This window comes from Burkholderia sp. WP42 (assembly GCF_000745665.1).
GTDB classification, from domain to species: domain Bacteria; phylum Pseudomonadota; class Gammaproteobacteria; order Burkholderiales; family Burkholderiaceae; genus Burkholderia; species Burkholderia vietnamiensis.
This window is the reverse complement of sequence record NZ_JQJT01000031.1, coordinates 47,185-61,030: the sequence shown is the minus strand read 5'-3', so window position 1 is coordinate 61,030 and position 13,846 is coordinate 47,185. Positions and strand designations below refer to the sequence as shown.

Genomic DNA, 13,846 nt, shown 5'->3' with positions numbered 1-13,846 from the left:
CGACACCAAGGACACGCATCATGATCGAGACTCGTGCAGCAAACCAACGTGGCCGTGCCGAGCATGGCTGGCTCAGCTCCCGTCACACGTTTTCGTTCGCGAATTACTACGATCCGAAGCAAGTCGGCTTCTCCGACCTGCTGGTGATCAACGACGACCGCGTCGCACCGGGCCGCGGCTTCGGCACCCACCCGCACCGCGACATGGAAATCCTGTCGTACGTGCTCGAAGGCGCGCTGGAGCACAAGGATTCGATGGGCACCGGGTCGGTGATCGTGCCGGGCGACGTGCAGCTGATGAGCGCCGGCACCGGCGTGCGTCACAGCGAGTTCAACCACTCGCCGGAAACGCCCGTGCACTTCCTGCAGATCTGGGTCGGGCCTGCCGAGAAGGGCGCCGAGCCGCGCTATCAGCAGACCAATATCGCGGCAGCGGACAAGCGCGGCAAGCTCACGCCGATCGTGTCGCCCAACGGTGATGCCGGTTCGCTGAAGATCCGGCAGGACACGCGGATCTACGCGGGCCTGTTCGACGGCGACGAGCGCGCCACGCTCGAACTCGCGCCGGACCGCTATGCGTACGTCCATGTGGCGCGCGGCAGCGTGACGGTCAACGGCGTGACGCTCGGCGAAGGCGACGGCGCGCGCATCCGCGACGAACGGACGCTGACGTTCGCCGACGGTCACGACGCCGAGGTGCTGGTATTCGACCTGCGCCCGGTCGAAGTGACGGCCGACTGGGCATGACGCCCGTTCGGAACATCCGGCCCCGCCGCGCGCGGGGCCTTTTCTAATCGGAGATTCGCAACATGGCCAAGGTACTCGTCCTTTACTACTCGTCCTACGGGCACGTCGAAACGATGGCGCAGCACGTCGCGGAAGGCGCGAAATCGGTGCCCGGCGTCGAGGTCACGCTCAAGCGCGTGCCGGAGACCATTCCCGTCGACCAGGCGAAGGCGATCGGCGTCAAGGTCGACCAGGCCGCGCCGGTGGCTACCGTCGACGAACTCGCGAACTACGATGCGATCATCTTCGGCACGCCGACCCGCTTCGGCAACATGGCCGGCCAGATGCGCACGTTCCTCGACCAGACCGGCGGCCTGTGGATGAAGGGCGCGCTGGTCGGCAAGATCGGCAGCGTGTTCGCGTCGACCGGCACGCAGCACGGCGGCCAGGAAACGACGATCACGTCGTTCCACACGACGCTGCTGCACCACGGGATGGTGATCGTCGGCGTGCCGTACGCCTGCAGCGGGCTCGTCGACATGAAGGAAATCACCGGCGGCACGCCGTACGGCGCCACGACGCTCGCCGGCGCGGACGGCAGCCGCCAGCCGAGCGCGAACGAACTGGACATCGCGCGCTATCAGGGCAAGCACGTCGCGCAATTGGCGGCGAAGCTCGCGGCCTAATGCTGGCGGGGGTGCGGCTGCGTGGCTGCATCGCTGCGTGGCTGCGCCGGCTGTAGCACGCCGTAGCTCGGAGCTCGGGGTTTGGGCTCGTCGCTTGGCGCTGGTAACTCGTAGCTCGTAGCTCGTAGCTCGTAGCTCGAGTGTGTAGCTCGCAGCGCGTCACTTGCAGCCCGGAGTGCGTAGCTCTCACCGTGTCGCTTGCAACCCGGAGGCCGGAGTGCGGAGCTCGCAGCGCGTCACCTGCAGCCCGGCGCCCAGAGGGTGCAACTCGCAGTGTGCCGCTTGCAGCCCGGAGTGCGGAGCTAGTAGCTCGCAGCTCACCGGTCATAGCCCCCGCCCGCCGCGCGTACCGCGTCGCTCGGTAGCCCGTGCCTGTAGCGCCATAGCCCGTAGCCGCGCGCCTCCGTACGCGCCGCCCAAGCCGCATACGCAGCGCATACAAAAACCAACGGCGCCGGTTTCACCGGCGCCGTCTCCTTACCTCGCTCCCCGCCCGTTACTGCCCCGATGCCGGCGCGGCCGGCACGCTCTTCGTCGCGGGCGCCTTCTCCACCGCGTTCTGCGGGTAATTGCTCTGATCGTTGGTCAGCCGGTAGCCGCTGCCCGTGCCGATCGCCTTCAGGTCCTTCGCGTGGCGCGCGCGCGCCGCCTTGCGGGCGGCCTTCTTCTGCGCCTTGTCGAGCTGCTTCTGGGTCGGCGCGGATGCCGAAGCCTGCAGCGGCGCCGACGCCGCATCCTGTGCATATGCGGCCGGCGCGGCGGTCAACAACAGACCGAACGACGCCGTGATTGCCGCTGCCACCGAAACCACGCGAGACTTCGTCATGGCCGGAACTCCTTGTCGATTGTTGGTTGTGGGTCGAACGCCCGCGTGCGATGCCGGCGCCGATGCAACGTTAGCCGATCGCCGGAAAAATGTCCGTGCGAGTTTCTGAATTCTCCTGATAACGGCCGCGATACGTCGGCGGCCCGCACGTTGTCCATGCCGGCCCGAGGCGCTTGCCGCCGCGCCGCCGATTCGCACCGCGTCGATCACGACACGCCGCATCGCGGCCTGGCCGCCGTGCGCGCAAACCTCGCGAAAGCCGCAGCCGGCGAGCCGCCGCCGCCCAGCCTCAAATCCATCGCGACAACACCGGCAGCAGGATCGGCACGATGAACGCGGTGAGCACGCCGTTCAGCCCCATGCCGAGTCCCGCGAACGCGCCGGTTTCCTCGCCGATCTGAAACGCGCGCGCGGTGCCGATCCCGTGCGACGCGACGCCCAGCGCGAAGCCGCGCACGGCCGGCTCGTCGATGCGCAGCACGTTCAGGATCGCGCGCGCGCACACCGCACCGAAGATGCCGGTCGAAATCACCAGCACGGCGGTGAGCGACGGAATTCCGCCGATCTGCTGCGCGACGGCCATCGCGATCGGCGTGGTCGCGGATTTCGGCGCGAGCGACGCAATCGTCTGATGCGACGCGCCGAACAACGCCGCAACGCCCACCGCGGAAACGATCGCGGTCAACGAGCCGGCCAGCAGCCCGACGAGCAGCGGCAGCGCGGCGCGCCGCAGCTTCGACCACTGGCGATACAGCGGCAGCGCGAGCGCGACGGTCGCCGGGCCGAGCAGGAAATGGACGAACTGCGCGCCCTCGAAATACGTCGGATACGGCGTATGCGTGACGGTCAGCAGCCCGACGATCAGCGCGACGGCGATCAGCACCGGATTCGCGAGCGGGTTGAAGCGCGAGCGCGCATAGACGGCCTGCGCGATCAGGTAGGCGATCAGCGTGATGGTGAGGCCGAGCAGCGGCGTGGCGGCGAGATAGACCCAGATCGCGCCGAGTTTCGGGAAGGCCGTCATCGTGCCTCCCCCGCCGTGCCAGACGCGGGCCGCTGGCGCCGCAGCAACGCGCGCGTGACGAGCGCCGTGACGGCGATCGCGAGCGTCGTGCTCACCGCGAGCGCGACGACGACCGCGAGCGCATCGCCGCGCACGCGGGAAGCCGACACCATGATGCCGACGCCGGCCGGCACGAACAGCAGCGACAGATGGCGCAGCAGTTCGAACGCGGTCGGCTCGATCGCGTCGGCCACCTGCGGGCGCAGCATCACGAAGCCGAACAGCAGCAGCATGCCGATCACCGGGCCGGGCACCGGTATGCCGAACAGATAGGACACGCCTTCCCCGAGGCACTGGAAGGTCAACAAGACCGCGAACGCCTGCAGCATCAAACACTTCTCCCGAACGTGGCCGCGCCGGCGTGCCGCCGCGCGCGCGATGGGCCGGCCGCACCCGGCGCCGGCATGAACGATACGCGCGATCGTACCAACAATGAATGCGCCGCGCCCGCGCGCGGGGCCGTCACGCTGCCGGTTCGATCCGCTTCGCGATGCCGCGCCTCGCCACACGCGTCCCGCCCACGCAAAAAAGCGGCGGGCCGAAGCCCGCCGCTGCGCCGATCGGCTTAGGCGTGTTCACGCCGGCGCGAATGCCGCTCGCCGCGTTACTTCAGCCGCGCCGCGATTTCGTTGCCCATCGCCTTCATCGCGGCCTTCGTCGGCGCGTCGTTGGCGAGCGCGTTGAGCAGGCCGAAATCGTGGATCGTGCCGTCGTAACGCGTGGTCGTGGCGTCGACGCCCGCTGCGTCGAGCTTGCGGCCGTACGCTTCGCCTTCGTCACGCAGCACGTCGAACTGCGCGACCTGGATCAGCGCCGGCGGCAAGCCCTTCAGCTGCGCGACGCTCGCGCGCAGCGGCGACGCGTAGATCTCGTCGCGTTGCGCTTCGTTCTTCGTGTAGGCGTTCCAGAACCACTTCATCAACGGCCGCGTCAGGAAGTGTCCCTGCGCGTATGCGCCGTACGAGCCGGTGTTGAAGTCGTGATCCGTGACCGGCCACAACAGCCCCTGGAAACGGATCGCCGGGCCGCCCTTGTCCTTCGCCATCAGCGCGACGACCGCCGCCATGTTCCCGCCGACGCTGTTGCCGACCACCGCGAGACGGCTGCCGTCGACGCCGATCTCCGCACCGTGCGCCGCGACCCATTTCGTCGCCGCATACGCCTGGTTGATCGCGACTGGGTAATGCGCTTCCGGCGACGGCGTGTAGTTGACGAACACCGCGACGGCGCCCGATTGCACGACGAGATCGCGCACGAGGCGCTCGTGGGTCGGGAAGTCGCCGAGAATCCAGCCGCCCCCGTGGAAGAACATGAACACCGGCGGCGTGCCGCTCACCTGTTGCGGCCGCACGATCGTGATCGGCACCGACAGCCCGTCCTGCTCGATCGTGCGGGTCGACACGTCGATGCCGGACAGATCGACCTTCACGCCGCTCTGCGCATCGACCAGCACCTGACGCGCCTTTTCGGGGCTGAGTGTTTCGAGGCCCGGCCCCTTCTGGCCGTTCAGCACGGCGAGGAACGCGCTCGTCGCGGTATCGGGGCGAACGGCTTGCGCGGATGCCGCGGTGGCGGCCGATGCGCCGGACCACGTGGCTGCGACGACGGCGGCGATCAACAGCGGCTTGACGATCTTCATGATGAAACTCCCTGGCTCAATCGGTATGCAACGGATGGACGGTGGACTGCGTGGTAGCGGAATCGGGTGCGATCAGACGAGCGTCAGCGTGACGTCGATGTTGCCGCGCGTCGCGTTCGAGTACGGGCAGACGATGTGCGCGCGATCGATCAACGTTTGTGCGGTTTCGCGGTCGAGGCCCGGCAGCGAGATCTTCAGTTCGACCTCGATGCCGAAGCCGTTCGGGATCGCGCCGATCCCGACGCTGCCCTCGATCGCGGCATCCGCGGGGATCGCGATCTTGTCGCGCGCCGCGACGAACTTCATCGCGCCGATGAAGCACGCGCTGTAGCCGGCCGCGAACAGCTGCTCGGGGTTCGCGCCCGCGCCGCCCGCACCGCCGAGCTCGCGCGGCGTGGTCAGCTTCAGGTCGAGGCCGCTTTCCGGCACGGTCGCACGGCCGTCGCGGCCGCCGGTGGCTTTTGCATGAGCGCGGTAGAGAACTTTTTCGATCGACATGACAGACTCCTTTTCAACGATGAGTGAGTGAACCAACTTGCAAACCGGGGCCGCGCGCCGGCGGTGTCGCCGCCGGCATTGCGTTTGTTTATCTACTCATAGATAGATAAACCAGCCCAAAAAGTGCGGATGCTTCGTCCATCCGCTTCAAAAAACTATCTACTACAAGATAGACAACCAACCGCAACAAAAAGCGGTGCAAACATGCCCGGCGCTCAAGCCCGGACCTTCCACACCGCCTCCACATCTTCGAGGCGCGCCCGCGTATGAAACAGCCGGCTGGCCAGCACGCTGCCCTGAAACGCCGCGAACAGCGTGCGCGCCGCCGATTCCGGCTTGCCGCTGAACTGCAGCGTGCCTTCGGCCGCGCCCTGGGTCAGCAGCTCGGCGAGCCACTTTTCGTTCGCCTTGAAGAACGCCTGCACCGCTTGCCGCACATTGTCCGGCAACGATTCGATATCGGCCGCCAGCATGCCGCAGAGGCAGATCCGGTCGCCGTCGCCGAGCGTGCGCCCGAACAGCTTCGTGTACAGGCTCAGCTTCACGTCTGCCGGCAGCGCTGGATCGATCGTCCGGATCGCCGCGAGCACGTCGTCGCTGTAGGCCGCTACCGCTTCCAGCACGAGGTCGTCCTTCGACGGGAAGTAGTAGTGGATGCTCGACGTCTTCACGCCCACCAGATCCGACAGGTCTCGATAGCTGAAGCCGTTGTAACCACGCAGCATCATCAGCGTGATCGCATGATCGAGAATCTGTTCGCGGACGGTCGGTTTCGTTTCCATGGATCGAACTTTATCTACTCATAGATAGAGAGTCAAGCACTTTTTTACGGGCGCGACGGCGGCCCGCGCGGCGGTGCGGCGGCGGTGCGGCGCTTCGCTTCCTTACGACCGGCCTGCAGCGCCGACGAATCGGTGCGACACTCCCTGCCGGACGACGCGGTCGCAACGTATGACGCTCGATCGGCGTCGGATCGCGTGGCCGAATCACCGGAGGAAAAAGATCGATGTTTTCGTGGTTTGAACGGCGCCTGCCCACCTTCCCGCTCGACGATCCCGTCACGCCGCCGAAGGGATTCTTCTCGTTCGTCTGGGCGTGCACGAAAGGCGCGCGCGGCTGGCTTCTGCTGATCGCGCTCACGTCGGCCGCGCTCGCCGGCTACGAGGCCGCGTTGTTCGCGATGATGGGGCGCGTGGTCGACTGGCTGTCGTCGGCGACGCCGGCCGACTTCGGCGGCCGCCACTTCGGCACGCTCGTCGCCTTCGCGGCGATCCTCGCGGCCAGCGCGCTGCTGATTGCGCTGCATACGCTCGTCAAGCACCAGGTGCTGGCGATCAACTTCCCGATGCGGCTGCGCTGGCTGTTTCACCGGCTGATGCTCGACCAGAGCCTGTCGTTCTATGCGAACGAGTTCGCCGGCCGCGTGACGACCAAGATCATGCAGACCGCGCTCGCGGTGCGCGATGCGCTGTTCATGTCGGTCGACGTCGTGATCGGGGTCGCGGCTTACCTGATCGGCATCCTCGCGCTCGCGGCCAGCTTCGACTGGCGGCTGATGATCCCGCTCGCGCTGTGGGCGCTCGGCTACGGCGCCGCCTGCGCGTTCTTCGTGCCGCGGCTCGGGCGCGTCGGCAGCGAGCAGGCCGACGCGCGCGCGCTGATGACGGGCCGCATCACCGACGCCTATTCGAACATCACGACCGTGAAGCTGTTCTCGCACACGCGCCGCGAAGCCGATCACGCGCGGCACGCGATGGAGGCGTTCAAGGCGACCGGCGACGCGCAGATGCGTCTCGTCAGCGCGTTCGAGATCGTCAACCATCTGTTGTCGACGCTGCTGCTGGTCGGCTCGACCGGCCTTGCGCTGTATCTGTGGCTGCACGGCGAGGCGAGCGCGGGCGTGGTCGCGGCCGTGGTCGCGATGGCGCTGCGCCTGTCGAGCTATTCGCACTGGATCATGTGGGAGATGACCGAGCTGTTCGAGAACGTCGGCACGATCCAGGACGGCATCAACACGCTGACGAAGGTGCGCAGCGTGCGCGACGCGCCGGACGCGACGGCGCTCACCGTGCCGCGCGGCGAAATCGTGTTCGACAACGTGCGCTTCGCCCACGAAGAACACGACACGCCGGTGTTCGACGGGCTGAACCTGACGATCCGGCCGGGCGAGCGGATCGGTCTGATCGGTCGTTCGGGGGCCGGCAAGTCGACGCTGGTGAACCTGCTGCTGCGCTTCTACGACGTCGACGGCGGCTCGATCCGGATCGACGGGCAGGACATCGCGCACGTGACGCAGGACAGCCTGCGCGCGGCGATCGGGATGGTGACGCAGGATACGTCGCTGCTGCATCGGACGATGCGCGAGAACATTCTGTATGGGCGGCCCGACGCGACCGAGCGCGAGATGCGCGAAGCGGCCGTGCGTGCGGAGGCGGCCGACTTCATCGCGCAGCTGCGCGACCGGCACGGGCGCAGCGGCTACGACGTCGAGGTCGGCGAGCGCGGCGTGAAGTTGTCCGGCGGCCAGCGGCAGCGCGTCGCGATCGCGCGCGTGATGCTCAAGGACGCGCCGATCCTCGTGCTCGACGAAGCGACCAGCGCGCTCGACTCGGAAGTCGAGGTCGCGATCCAGCGCAGCCTCGACAGCCTGATGAGCGGCAAGACGGTGATCGCGATCGCGCACCGGCTGTCGACGATCGCGGCGATGGATCGGCTGATCGTGCTCGATGCGGGGCGCATCGTCGAGGTCGGCACGCACGCCGAGCTGCTGCAGCGCGGCGGCATCTATGCGGCGCTGTGGGCGCATCAGAGTGGCGGTTTTCTCGGCGAGACGGCGGACGCGCAACGCGAGACGCAGTAATGCGCAGGCGGCGGCGCGGTGGGTGCCGCGTCGCCGCAGCACGCCACCGTGCGCCGTGCTATCGACGACGCAACGCGCAATAAACGCCCGCGGCGCTCGCGCCGAACACCAGATGCGCAACCAGCGTGATCGCGCCGCGCACCTGCGCGAACCACGGAAACACCGCGGTAAACGCGTACAGGTTGACGCCGTAGAGAACGAGCCCGAACACGGCGCCTGCGCACAGTGCGGCGCCGCGCGACAGATTGCGCACCAGCGCCGCGAGCATGGCTGCGTACGCGAGCGACAGCGCGGCGTGTACCAGCGTCGCCACGCCCATGATCGTCGGATCGAAACCCGCGGACGATCGAAGCGCCGTGCGCCCCAACGCGATCGCCGCCGTCAGCCGCGCGTCGCGCAGCAGGTTGCGCAGGGCATCATCGCCGGCAAGCGGCCAGAGCAGCAGTTCGATCACGGTCGACGCAAGCGCCGCCGCGCATGCCGCGTACAGGATCGGGACGGGACGGAGCCGGTTCACGTGGGTCGCCTGCCATGTATGACGGCTTGCCGCGCGATCCGCGCCGCCGCCGTGCGTGTACATGCGCGTGCGCGGACTACAGAGGACGATCGCAATCGGTCCAGTACGCGAACGGATCGCGATGGCGCGGATAGTGCGAGTCGAGCCATTTCAACAACGTCGCACGTGCGTTGTCGAGATCGGCCTTCGACGACGACGTCGTCAACTCGTGCAGTTCGACGGACTTTTCCCGGTCCATCACGTAGCAGTTCCAGTCGGGGCCGTCGAGATCCGGATCGTCGGAGGCCTTCGACTCCTTGCGCCAGCCCACGCCCTTGCGCGCATCGATGTAGTAGCGTGGATGCACTTTCAGGTAAGACATCTCGCCGCCCTGCAGGCTGCTTTCCGCACGCAGCACGTCGCGTTCGTCGACGATCTGCGTGACTTCGGGCAGCCGGCGCGCGCGCCAGCCGACCGGCAGCGTCGCCGTTGCGCGCACCGCGTCGTACGCGCCCCACGTGAGCCCCCACGCTTGCGCCATGCGCTGCATGAACGCATCCGCGCCCGGATAGCCGCGCAGCTGGATGCGCGTCGACAGCGTGACTTCGACGCGGCCGTCCGCGCCGGTGGCGTCGTCGGCTGCTTCGAACGGGTTGCCCGGGCGCGACGCGCTCGGGCGCGCGTCCGCGGGCGCCAAGCCCGAAAACAGCTGGTCCAGCGCAGCACGCGCCTTCGACGACTTGTCTGGTCTATTCATTACTCGTTCCCTTTACATTCGAGCGGCTCGAACCGCTCGATTTCCGTATTCTCGTCCATCTGTCGAATCCCGCGCTTTTTCCGCGGTCGCATTGTCGGCGATCGGCCGACCGCGGTCGAGCGGCAACGACGCCGACGCACGCGCGGCTGGCCTATCCGAGCGCCGCGCGCATCCGCTCCATCAGCGCCAGCACTTCGGGGCGCGCCTCGCCCTTTGCATGCACGAAGTGATAGCTGAGCGGCGACTCGACCTCGTGCCTGCTCACGCGCACGAGCGCGCTGCGCTCGAGATACGCGCTAGCAAGCGGCGTGCGCGCCAGCGCCACGCCGAGCCCCGCTTCGGCCGCCGCCAGCACGAGGTTGTAATCCTCGAAGCGGCGGTCCTGCGCGCGCGGCTTGAACGCGATGCCGAGCGCGGCGAACCACGTGCGCCAGCCGGTGACGTCCGAATCGTGCAGCAGCGGCATCTCGAGCAGCGCCGCGTCGCCGCCGCGCTGGCGCAGCGTGGCGAGCTGCGCGGCGAGCCGCGGGTGCGCGACCGGATGCAGCTTCTCCGGCATGAACTCGCGCGTTTCCAGATGACGCCAGTTGCCGCGCCCGTAGCGAATCGACAGATCCGCTTCGCCCGCTGCGATGTCGACGTTGCGCAGCTCGATGCCGAGCTCGATGCGCAACGCCGGCGCCTCGCTCTCGAGCGCCTGCTGCCGCTCGAACAGCCAGAGCTGCGCGAAGGCGGGCACCACGCTCATCCTGACGAGCCGCGGCGCGCGCGGCAAGCGCCACTGATCGGCCGCGCCGTCGATGATCGCGAACGCCTGCTCGATCCGGCCGACGAAGCGCTGGCCGTCCGGCGTCATGCGCACGCCGCGCGCATGACGTTCGAACAACGTCATGCCGAGCCAGTTTTCGACGGCAGCCACGCGCCGGCTGATCGCGCCGTGCGTGACGCCGGACACCTCGGCCGCCGCCAGAAACGAGCCGTGACGCGCGACCGTGCAGACGGTCTCGAGACTCGCGAGCGGCGGTCGCGAGCCCGGCTGCGGCGGCGCACCCGGCTGCGAGCGCGCCGGACGGTCGCCGCGGCGGCGCACCGAGCTGTGAGCCATATTCATATCCGGATGTCGATCTGTGCGCTAGCTTAACATCTCGCGACACTGCACCATGGCCGCATGAACACGCTCTCCTCCTCTCCCCCCTCTTCGGCACGCGACGCGCGACAGCGGCTCGTCGCGGCCGGCGCGGTGGCGTTCACGATCGTCTCGTGGGCCAGCGCGTTCCCATTCATCCGCATCGGCCTGCACGGGCTGACGCCGCTGCAGCTCGCCGCCGCGCGCTTCGCCACCGCGGCCGTGCTCGCGCTCGCATGGCTCGCGTGGCGGCGGCCGCCGAAGCCGAGCCGCGGCGACGCATTGCGCTTTCTCGCATGCGGCCTGCTCGGCATCGCGCTCTACAACGCGCTGCTCAACACCGGCGAGCAAACCGTCTCGGCCGGCGCGGCCAGCTTCATCGTCAACACGCTGCCGATCTTCACGGCACTGCTTGCCGCGGTGTTTCTGCATGAACGCTTCAATCGCTGGGGCTGGCTCGGCTCGCTGGTCAGCCTCGCCGGCATCGCGGTGATCGCGCATGGTCAGCCAGGCGGCCTCGTGCTCGGCTCCGGCAGCACGCTGATCCTCGGCGCGGCGCTGTGTTCGGCCAGCTATTTCGTGTTGCAGCGGCGGCTGATCCCCGTGTACGGCGCGCTGCCATGCACCGCGTACACGCTGCTGGCCGGCGCGGTACTGCTTGCGCCATGGTTGCCCGGCGCGCTGGCGGCGCTCGGCGACGGTGCGTCGCACGAGACGGTGTCGGCCGTCCTCGTGCTCGGCATCTTCCCGGCGGCGCTCGGCTATGCGGCGTGGTCGTTCGCACTCGGCCATTTCGGCGCGGCGCGCGCGTCCAGCTTCCTGTATCTGACGCCGGCGGTCGCGACGGCGATGTCGATGATGCTCACCGGCGAACGGCCCGGCATCGGCACCGTGGGCGGCGGCCTGCTGGCGATCGTGGGTGTCGTCGTCGTCGCATTGCGCGGACGCGCGTAGCCGCGCGGCGACGTCGCACACGGAGGCCGCGTCGAGTGAGCGGATCACCGCACGCTCCGGAGCCGGCTACGATTGCTGCAAAACCGACGAGCGACTCGGCAAGCAAGCGAAGCGCGCGTCGATTCGCCGGCGCCAGCGGGCTCGACCGTTAGTTGCATCTAATCGGAGGAGACGTTGCCGCGCCGATGAATCGAAGTGTGCAGACGAATCGACCGAACAGTTGCTGACTGATTGCATCGCACTGTCCATGGCTTCGGAATCCGGCCCGTCGAATAATCAGGGCCATTGACGGCGCGACACGCGCACGCGCCGATCGCGCGACGGCCGTGCGGCCGCATCACATTTGCGCAAGCTCGGACAATTCGCCGAGACGGGCGCAAGCGCGTTCAGATATATTCAGACGAATTGCGTGTCGTCCGATGAAGTCGCATGCGCCGCGGCAGCACCACGGCGTACTCGACGATCGGCGACAGGCAAGCCGAACCCATCGCGGGTCGCGGAGACTCGCCCGGCTCGCCGGCCGCCTCACAAGGGCGTGCGCGATCGAACGGGCGGCAACAGCACTATCAATCAACGGAGATGGCAGATGGAACGAAGCACCGTCGGCATGCGCTGCAAACCCCTGGTCACCGTCGCACTGGCAGCCGCCGCATTCGCGGCCGCCTCGAGCGCGATGGCCGACCAGGTCGTGAAGATCGGCAGCGTCGAACCGACAACGGGCGGCATTTCGCACCTGGGCAAGGACAACGAGAACGGCGCACGTCTCGCCGTCGAAGAGATCAATGCGAAGGGCCTGACGATCGGCGGCAAGAAGATCACGCTGCAGCTCGACGCGCAGGATGACGCGGCCGACCCGCGTCAGGCGACGCAGGTTGCGCAGAAGCTGGTCGACGACAAGGTCGTCGCCGTCATCGGCCACCTGAACTCGGGCACGTCGATCCCGGCGTCGAAGATCTACAGCGATGCGGGCATCGTGCAGATCTCGCCGTCGGCCACCAACCCGACCTACACGCAACAGGGCTTCAAGACCACCTATCGCGTGGTCGCGACCGACGCGCAGCAAGGCCCCGCGCTCGCGAGCTACGCGCAGTCGAAGGGCGTGAAGAGCGTCGCGGTGATCGACGATTCGACCGCGTACGGCCAGGGCCTCGCGAACGAATTCGAGAAGAAGGCCAAGGCGCTCGGCCTGAAGGTGCTGTCGCACGACGCGACCAACGACAAGGCCGTCGACTTCCGCGCGATCCTGACGAAGGTGAAGGGCGAGAACCCGGACGCGATCATGTACGGCGGCATGGATGCCACCGGCGGCCCGCTCGCGAAGCAGGCGAAGCAGCTCGGCCTGCGCGCGAAGATCCTGTCCGGCGACGGCGTGTGCACCGACTCGCTGGCGCAGCTGGCCGGCCCCGCGGCCGACAACGTGCTGTGCTCGCAAGCCGGCGCGGCGCTCGAGAAGATGCCGGGCGGCGCGGCGTTCGTCGCGAAGTACGAGAAGCGCTTCAACCAGGGCATCAAGTTCGATGCGCCGTTCGCCTACGACGCGGTGTATATCGCCGTCGACGCGATGAAGCGCGCGAACTCGACCGATCCGGCCAAGATCGTCGCCGCGATGCCGTCGACGAAGTATGAAGGCGTGATCGGCACGACGACGTTCGACGCGAAGGGCGACCTGACGCACGGGATCATCTCGATCTACGGCTACAAGGCCGGCAAGAAGACCTTCCTCGATCAGGTGAAGATGTAATTCCCCGCGATGCCGGCGCGACGGGAACGCCACCCGTCGCGCCGGTGCCGCGCGGGCCGGTTCAGGCTTTGCGGAGATGAAGTGACATGTGTGCAATGGCGTATGCGGAATTTCAGCAGGAGTTGAAGAAGGCGCAGCTGACCGCGCGCGAATTCGCGCGGCTGATCCGGATGAACGAAAGCTCCATCACGAACTATTCGAGCAAGGGCACCGTCCCTTCGCACCTCGCGGTCATCGCGACCCTCATCGGCGCGCTCGCGGCGCACGAGATCGATTTCCGGCACGTGATCGGCAAGACGGCGATCGAGCCGAAGCGGCCGCGCGGCGGCGGGGTGTTTCCCGCCGGCGACAAACCGCGCGCGCGGAGGACCGTCAAGGTCGGCTCCTGATGCATCGAATTCACCGGTAGCGGCGTCCTCGTCCGCGCCCATGGAGCGGCCGATCGAACCCGTCAGTCGGCGGCGCCTGCGACGCC

The 13,846-nt window shown here is 67.9% G+C and carries 15 protein-coding genes; 6 read left to right on the top strand and 9 right to left on the bottom strand.

The features are described from left to right. Positions 1 to 20: 20 nt before the first annotated feature. On the top strand, positions 21 to 746 hold the full coding sequence (locus EX20_RS19290) for a pirin family protein (RefSeq protein ID WP_011880649.1): 726 nt from the start codon (positions 21 to 23) through the stop codon (positions 744 to 746). 62 nt (positions 747 to 808) lie between these two features. Next, positions 809 to 1,411, top strand: coding sequence for an NAD(P)H:quinone oxidoreductase (gene wrbA, locus EX20_RS19285; RefSeq protein WP_011880650.1), 603 nt, complete (start codon positions 809 to 811; stop codon positions 1,409 to 1,411). A 496-nt stretch (positions 1,412 to 1,907) separates the two neighbouring features. Here wrbA and EX20_RS19280 read toward each other — a convergent pair whose 3' ends face one another. From EX20_RS19280 to EX20_RS19255, 6 genes are all read right to left on the bottom strand, one after another. Next, positions 1,908 to 2,237 carry a hypothetical protein gene (locus EX20_RS19280; RefSeq protein WP_011880653.1) on the bottom strand — a complete coding sequence of 110 codons (330 nt, stop codon included), beginning with the start codon at positions 2,235 to 2,237 and terminating at the stop codon, positions 1,908 to 1,910. Positions 2,238 to 2,526: 289 nt separating this feature from the next. Beyond that, on the bottom strand, positions 2,527 to 3,261 hold the full coding sequence (locus EX20_RS19275; RefSeq protein WP_011880654.1) for an LrgB family protein: 735 nt from the start codon (positions 3,259 to 3,261) through the stop codon (positions 2,527 to 2,529). Further along, complete coding sequence (locus tag EX20_RS19270; RefSeq protein WP_011880655.1) at positions 3,258 to 3,629, bottom strand: CidA/LrgA family protein; 372 nt, start codon at positions 3,627 to 3,629, stop codon at positions 3,258 to 3,260. The genes EX20_RS19275 and EX20_RS19270 overlap by 4 nt, the downstream gene beginning before the upstream one ends. Before the next feature lie 275 nt (positions 3,630 to 3,904). Continuing rightward, positions 3,905 to 4,939 carry an alpha/beta hydrolase gene (locus EX20_RS19265; RefSeq protein ID WP_034194417.1) on the bottom strand — a complete coding sequence of 345 codons (1,035 nt, stop codon included), beginning with the start codon at positions 4,937 to 4,939 and terminating at the stop codon, positions 3,905 to 3,907. Positions 4,940 to 5,011: 72 nt separating this feature from the next. Continuing rightward, positions 5,012 to 5,437 carry an organic hydroperoxide resistance protein gene (locus EX20_RS19260; RefSeq protein ID WP_011880657.1) on the bottom strand — a complete coding sequence of 142 codons (426 nt, stop codon included), beginning with the start codon at positions 5,435 to 5,437 and terminating at the stop codon, positions 5,012 to 5,014. Positions 5,438 to 5,652: 215 nt separating this feature from the next. Then, the gene (locus EX20_RS19255; protein WP_011880658.1) at positions 5,653 to 6,219 is read right to left on the bottom strand and encodes a TetR/AcrR family transcriptional regulator; all 567 of its coding nucleotides are present in this window, start codon (positions 6,217 to 6,219) and stop codon (positions 5,653 to 5,655) included. A 224-nt stretch (positions 6,220 to 6,443) separates the two neighbouring features. On the opposite strand from EX20_RS19255, the gene EX20_RS19250 reads away from it, so the two are divergent. Further along, entirely contained in the window at positions 6,444 to 8,297 is a 1,854-nt protein-coding gene (locus EX20_RS19250) for an ABC transporter ATP-binding protein (RefSeq protein WP_034194416.1), read from the top strand. A 58-nt stretch (positions 8,298 to 8,355) separates the two neighbouring features. On the opposite strand, the gene EX20_RS19245 is transcribed toward EX20_RS19250, so the two are convergent. The 3 genes from EX20_RS19245 to EX20_RS19235 all read right to left on the bottom strand — a co-directional run bounded on the left by EX20_RS19245 (position 8,356) and on the right by EX20_RS19235 (position 10,661). Continuing rightward, positions 8,356 to 8,814: a hypothetical protein gene (locus EX20_RS19245; protein ID WP_034194430.1), complete on the bottom strand. Its 459-nt coding sequence runs from the start codon at positions 8,812 to 8,814 to the stop codon at positions 8,356 to 8,358. 76 nt (positions 8,815 to 8,890) lie between these two features. Next, on the bottom strand, positions 8,891 to 9,550 hold the full coding sequence (locus EX20_RS19240) for a hypothetical protein (protein ID WP_034194415.1): 660 nt from the start codon (positions 9,548 to 9,550) through the stop codon (positions 8,891 to 8,893). A 151-nt stretch (positions 9,551 to 9,701) separates the two neighbouring features. Further along, positions 9,702 to 10,661, bottom strand: a complete 960-nt coding sequence (locus EX20_RS19235; protein WP_034194414.1) for a LysR substrate-binding domain-containing protein — start codon at positions 10,659 to 10,661, stop codon at positions 9,702 to 9,704. Positions 10,662 to 10,718: 57 nt separating this feature from the next. Here EX20_RS19235 and EX20_RS19230 point away from each other — a divergent pair, with 57 nt between their 5' ends. From EX20_RS19230 to EX20_RS19220, 3 genes are all read left to right on the top strand, one after another. Next, complete coding sequence (locus tag EX20_RS19230; RefSeq protein WP_034194413.1) at positions 10,719 to 11,630, top strand: DMT family transporter; 912 nt, start codon at positions 10,719 to 10,721, stop codon at positions 11,628 to 11,630. A 586-nt stretch (positions 11,631 to 12,216) separates the two neighbouring features. Beyond that, a complete protein-coding gene (locus EX20_RS19225; protein ID WP_011880662.1) occupies positions 12,217 to 13,371 on the top strand; it encodes a branched-chain amino acid ABC transporter substrate-binding protein in 1,155 nt (384 codons plus the stop codon). A gap of 86 nt (positions 13,372 to 13,457) precedes the next feature. Beyond that, complete coding sequence (locus tag EX20_RS19220; RefSeq protein WP_014726284.1) at positions 13,458 to 13,760, top strand: hypothetical protein; 303 nt, start codon at positions 13,458 to 13,460, stop codon at positions 13,758 to 13,760. The last annotated feature ends 86 nt before the right edge of the window (positions 13,761 to 13,846 follow it).

Bases quoted from the DNA above. Each gene is read 5' to 3' on its own strand.
- EX20_RS19250 (WP_034194416.1), top strand. From the start codon at position 6,444: ATGTTTTCGTGGTTTGAACGGCGCCTGCCCACCTTCCCGCTCGACGAT.
- EX20_RS19255 (WP_011880658.1), bottom strand. From the start codon at position 6,219: ATGGAAACGAAACCGACCGTCCGCGAACAGATTCTCGATCATGCGATC.
- EX20_RS19260 (WP_011880657.1), bottom strand. From the start codon at position 5,437: ATGTCGATCGAAAAAGTTCTCTACCGCGCTCATGCAAAAGCCACCGGC.
- EX20_RS19290 (WP_011880649.1), top strand. From the start codon at position 21: ATGATCGAGACTCGTGCAGCAAACCAACGTGGCCGTGCCGAGCATGGC.
- EX20_RS19225 (WP_011880662.1), top strand. From the start codon at position 12,217: ATGGAACGAAGCACCGTCGGCATGCGCTGCAAACCCCTGGTCACCGTC.
- EX20_RS19275 (WP_011880654.1), bottom strand. From the start codon at position 3,261: ATGACGGCCTTCCCGAAACTCGGCGCGATCTGGGTCTATCTCGCCGCC.
- EX20_RS19280 (WP_011880653.1), bottom strand. From the start codon at position 2,237: ATGACGAAGTCTCGCGTGGTTTCGGTGGCAGCGGCAATCACGGCGTCG.
- EX20_RS19220 (WP_014726284.1), top strand. From the start codon at position 13,458: ATGTGTGCAATGGCGTATGCGGAATTTCAGCAGGAGTTGAAGAAGGCG.
- EX20_RS19235 (WP_034194414.1), bottom strand. From the start codon at position 10,661: ATGAATATGGCTCACAGCTCGGTGCGCCGCCGCGGCGACCGTCCGGCG.
- EX20_RS19265 (WP_034194417.1), bottom strand. From the start codon at position 4,939: ATGAAGATCGTCAAGCCGCTGTTGATCGCCGCCGTCGTCGCAGCCACG.
- EX20_RS19230 (WP_034194413.1), top strand. From the start codon at position 10,719: ATGAACACGCTCTCCTCCTCTCCCCCCTCTTCGGCACGCGACGCGCGA.
- wrbA (WP_011880650.1), top strand. From the start codon at position 809: ATGGCCAAGGTACTCGTCCTTTACTACTCGTCCTACGGGCACGTCGAA.
- EX20_RS19270 (WP_011880655.1), bottom strand. From the start codon at position 3,629: ATGCTGCAGGCGTTCGCGGTCTTGTTGACCTTCCAGTGCCTCGGGGAA.
- EX20_RS19240 (WP_034194415.1), bottom strand. From the start codon at position 9,550: ATGAATAGACCAGACAAGTCGTCGAAGGCGCGTGCTGCGCTGGACCAG.